This window comes from Yeguia hominis, from assembly GCF_014384705.1.
Lineage (GTDB): Bacteria > Bacillota > Clostridia > Oscillospirales > Acutalibacteraceae > Yeguia > Yeguia hominis.
The window spans coordinates 1-4,838 of sequence record NZ_JACRSN010000040.1 but is presented as its reverse complement, the minus strand read 5'-3'; the positions used below and the strand labels follow the sequence as shown (position 1 = coordinate 4,838).

General features: G+C 46.2%; 3 protein-coding genes and 1 pseudogene. 1 reads left to right on the top strand and 3 read right to left on the bottom strand.

The window, feature by feature from the left end:
- The 3 genes and pseudogenes from IAG03_RS13815 to IAG03_RS13805 all read right to left on the bottom strand — a co-directional run.
- Nucleotides 1–202 (bottom strand): annotated as a pseudogene (locus tag IAG03_RS13815) (IS481 family transposase); the annotation flags it as partial.
- Nucleotides 203–1,828: 1,626 nt separating this feature from the next.
- Entirely contained in the window at nucleotides 1,829–2,218 is a 390-nt protein-coding gene (locus tag IAG03_RS13810; RefSeq protein ID WP_249320691.1) for a type II toxin-antitoxin system HicB family antitoxin, read from the bottom strand.
- Between the two features lie 726 nt (nucleotides 2,219–2,944).
- Entirely contained in the window at nucleotides 2,945–3,127 is a 183-nt protein-coding gene (locus IAG03_RS13805; protein WP_249320690.1) for a hypothetical protein, read from the bottom strand.
- Between the two features lie 203 nt (nucleotides 3,128–3,330).
- Between IAG03_RS13805 and IAG03_RS13800 the strand changes: the two genes are divergently transcribed.
- Nucleotides 3,331–4,838, top strand: a 1,508-nt coding sequence (locus IAG03_RS13800) for a hypothetical protein (protein WP_249320689.1), incomplete at its 3' end; no start/stop codon positions are given.

Genomic DNA, 4,838 nt, shown 5'->3' with positions numbered 1-4,838 from the left:
GAAACAGGCCCATTTTTCGCATGACACGGAACAGACTTTCCGGACAGCGTGTATAGCCGCGCTGCCGCAGGCGGTGCCAAAGTTCGATCATGCCCAGGGTCGGGTTCCTGCGGCGCATGCCGCGGATGAGCTTCCGTTCGGTCTCCGTGTGCTGATTCGGATGGCCGTGCGGCCATCTGGACTGACAGGCCAGGGACGCCACACTTCCGTCCCAACGCTGCTTCCAGAAATAGATGTACGACCGGCTCTTGTTGTACTTCCGACTGGCGGCGGCTGACGCCGTATTTCTCTGCGTACTTCATTAAGGATTGCCGACATGCCATGTCTTGTGTGATACTCTTTCTCATGAGGGATATGGTCTCCTTTCGTCTAGTTGGTGTGTAACAACTTAACTTTAGCACATGAGACCCTATCGCTCATACCTTTTTATTCCATTGTCCAAGATGTATTGTAGTCCTACATCTTGCTTTTTTCATGGTTTTAGCGTATATTAAAGATGGATCGGGAAGGGGTTGTTTCCAACCCCGTTCCCTTTTCGTTTACCGCTTCCGTTTTCGCTTTGTCGGCTTACGTGGAGCGGTTTTCTTTTTGTCTGCCTGTATCGTATGGATACTAAATTACAACCGTGACCAACGTTGTGATTATTGTGCAGACTGTGCGAACTCAATCCTTAACACCCGTCGAGTCACTTTCTTTCGCTGTATTGTATAGTATATCGCTCTGATGTGAATACAAAATTGAATTTAACAAGAAAATGAATAAACTGACGTGATTGTTGACCTTCGGCAGGCAGTCGAGAGCGAAATCGACACTGCAGAAGATGTTTTACTCATGTTTTTTTCCTTGGTTTGTTTATGTGTATCGCACAAACTGAAACTACTATTTTTACGATTCCAATGGAAAGAAAAAAATACGCCTAACCACTTTAACGTATGCGTGCTCCTCTCTTGACTTTTTCGCGCGGGTCGATATAAAAGAGATGGTGGGTGGAGCTCCCGCCCTCTTTTAGTTGATCTGTTTCCCAAAGAGAAGAAAGATCAAACCTATGATGAAGTCCATGATTGCGGAGATTAGGATCGACGACCAGTTTACCGCTTTCGTGGGCTTATTTTGTTTTTCACTTCAGTTCCATTTTACTGGGATCATCATGTAAGAAATCGAAACTCCATTCCTTGCGCAATCGGTTTGGGTTGGTGTCATGTTCTGCACATCGTTGTTTGAATTGTTCTCCATATGGCTTTGGAACTTTTATCTCAATACGATCATAAGCCTTTTTTATAGGCGGTAACGCTTTCAGCGGCAGTCTTTTTCTTTGGCCTTGCCATGATGTTTCCTCCTTAAAATCAATTGTACAATTTCAATGATTGCGTATGCGGCAAAAAGAACAGCAATTGCAATGTCCAGAAAAGACGGAGTTTCAAAGTCGACGATTTTCAAAACAAGGAACAAGATTACAGCAAACGAAAAAACTTCTGATGTTTGTTTCATTTTCTTTGCAGATGTGATATACTAAAGCTGACCCATTTCCAGATGTGGGAGGAAGCTTATCGTTTCCTCCGCTTTTTGGATTTTCGGTTTTTTGGGTTTCGGGCTTCAATTATCTTGGTTATGATTTGAACGGCTAACCAGATAATTGTGAGCCCTTTTATTATATCATCTATCCGCTTCCCTCCTTTTATTGTTTATAATAGTATATAGTCAACGATGCATCCATGAATATTGAAAAGTTTTTACACTGCTTGCAGGCAAAATCAAAAGCATAGAGCGTCCGGTTCAGACGTTCTGCGCTTTTTGACGTGTATTCAGACGAGATGCACGGAAGCGTTTTTTATAGAACACCCAGACGTTGACGCAAACCGTCTTGCAAAACCTGTGAGAAGTTAAGTCCTGCTTTTTCACCCAACTCGTTTAAATAGCTGGGCAATGTTACAGTTCGACGAACAGTGCGCACGTCATTTGCACGGCGATATGCGTCAAAGTCAACATCGACAAGCGTTACAAGTTCGTCTTCGGCGTGAGCAGGGGAGAGGTTGGTTGCTGTGGGGATGGTTCTTCCTGCGTCTTGTTCGCAGATTCCCCAAAGCCCGATTGCGTCGCGCGCCATGTCGATACATTCGGCAATGGTTTCACCCTGTGTTCCAATGCCCAAATCTGGAATAGACACGGAATATCCACCCTCGGATTCGGACGTAAGAATAATTGCATAGACCTGCTTCATTTTTTATAGCTTTCCTTGATAGTCGACGGAGGACTTATTCTTGTGTCCCGTCTAAATATTGCATAATGGCGTTTCTAATGAATTCGGCCTTTGATATGGAATCTTCTTGCAGTTTCTTTTCCCATCGCTCTACAAGGTCTATTTTCAAAGAAACTTTTACCTGTTTATAGTTTTTTTCATTGTATCGCTGCTTTACAGCGCTTGAAGTTTTATCCATTAGTTATTCACGTTCTTTCTTTACAGAAATAGTGAAAGCGTATAAACTGCAAATTAGCGCGCAAACGGACAAGAATACGCGAACCCATCCGTTAGTTAGCGTACTGACAGAAATAAGTGTTGTGGTGGCGATAAGGATGAAAACAGTTCTTGTTTTTTTCATACTTTAGGCGCATCATATTAGAGTTAGGTTAGAAAGAGAAACTTTTTCAGTCCCATTTCCTTTTTGATGACTGCTTCCGTTTTCGCTTTAAAGGCTTACGTGGAGCAAATGCATCATACAGATATTAGCTGCAACTGTCATGATTGTTTATCATATGCAGACCGTGTTAACCCCATCTTTAATGCGCTGGGTCACCTCCTTTCGCAGTATAATATAGTATATCACACTGATACCAATATAAAAATACCTTTTAAAAAAAATTGGACTTGACGAGGAAATGAATCAATTGGCGTGCTTGCTGACTTTCAGTGAAAGTCAGCAAGCACAGTCGGTGATAAATGGGACACTTATTCTTGCGCCCCGTCTAAATATTTTATAATTGCGCTTCTGATGAATTCGGCCTTTGATAGGGAATCTTCTTGTAATTTCTTTTTCCATTGTTCAACTAAATTTTTCTTTAGGGAAACCATGATTGGCTTATATACTTTTGCGTTATATCTGTTTTTTACGGCAGAAGATGTTTCACGCATGCTTTTTTGATTCCTTGCTCAAATAGATATATTCTGTTGCATATAGTACGGCATACTTAAATAAGTATGCCGATGGTTTTTAGAACATTTTTTCAAGCGCCGGAATTCCGGCGCTTTTTTGGTTGCAAGTTCGTGGCGAAATGCGGAATAAAAAATGATATCTAAATGAACAACTGACGCGGCAGCAGGCGGAAGAGCAGGCGATGAAAACATTTGCGCAGAACGTCGGGCTTGCCGCGCTTGGCGGCGGACTGATGGGCGGCGTCGGCGGTACGGTCTCCGGCGGAATTGGAAATTTGCGCAGCCAAAATGAACCCTTTACAAATCCCGGAAACGGGAATATGATAGAGACAGAGGGGCGCACTGCGCCCGGCCCGCAGGAGCGGACAGTCGGAGATATTACATACCGGTATACGGAGACGGCGCCGGAAGCATATACGCCGCGGTCGCAGGAGATCAAGTCGGGCTTTGACGAGTTGGGGATTGCAAGCACGATCACGGACGGCGCGGCAGAGAGCGAGCGGAACGGACGCGTTGTGACGCAGAGAGGACAGGCCTCGACGCTGAAGGACGGCAGCATTCTTGTCCGGAACGATGCAGATGACAATTTGTATTCTGGTGAAATTGTCGGGCATGAAATGTACCATGTCGGCAAAGAGCGCCACGCAGCGGAGTCCCAGGCGTTCTATGACAGCATTGCGGAGAGCGGAAACATCAATTTTCAGAGTGAAGCGTTTCAGGATATTCTTAACAGAATCGATGAAAATTATTTCGGCGGAAATTTGGATTTTGCTACTGACTATGCAAAGTTCTATGAGGAATTCGTTGGTTACGTCAGCGGGGATTTAAAAGAGAATAACGGAACGTTAAGTACGTATTATTCGTCCATGTTTTACGACCCAACAACAGTATCGGAAACATGGACAACAATGCACAATCTGTTTTTGGAAGACGGAAAGAGAGGCATACAGAATGGTAGACAAGAAAACATACAAGGAACAGAGGGAACACGTGCTAAAGTCAATAGACGCCTATTACGGAGTAACGGATCGGAAACCGCTCTCGGAGGAGAAGAAGCGCAAGAATCGGGAAGCGTTGGCCAAATTCGCAGCGGAGCAGGAGCGCAAGCGCAAAGCTACGGAGAAATAGGCAATTTTGCCGTCCAGGACGGGCAACCCGGCGGCATTTCGGCACAGCGGGGAAACAACCCCTATGGAACAGAAACCGGCGCAGAAGGGCGTACAGAGGCGTTTTCCGGTGGCATTCGTGCAGTGGAGCCGAAAACAGGAAAGGCGGTCACGGTGACGGGCATTGCGGACCCGGACCGGGCGACGGTACAGCTTTCAAACGGACAGACGGCTGCCGCCGGCAGCATCCAGTATCAGGACGAAACTTCGGGGGCGCTTGTCAAGGAAGCAATTCTCATGCCGAGTGCTGCGTCCGCCAATGTGTTTTTGAGCGGATATCACGGCGGGGACGTTTCGCTGTATGCCGGAGAATTCAGGCGGTATCTCAGCGCCGGACAGGCCGGGAACAGCTTTTCGTACACGTCCGGACGGTACGGGATCGGCATCATCGACAGCGACGTTGCCAAAAGCGCCTGGTATATCGGGAAGAATCTTGCAGAGGCCGAGACACGGGCACAGCAGAAGGCGGCGAACAGGGAAAAGAAAACCGCCCGCACACAGGAGCAGACGGCCTATTTCACGCG

Coding starts and splice junctions, on each gene's coding strand:
- IAG03_RS13810 (WP_249320691.1), bottom strand. CDS start 2,218: ATGAAGCAGGTCTATGCAATTATTCTTACGTCCGAATCCGAGGGTGGA.
- IAG03_RS13805 (WP_249320690.1), bottom strand. CDS start 3,127: ATGCGTGAAACATCTTCTGCCGTAAAAAACAGATATAACGCAAAAGTA.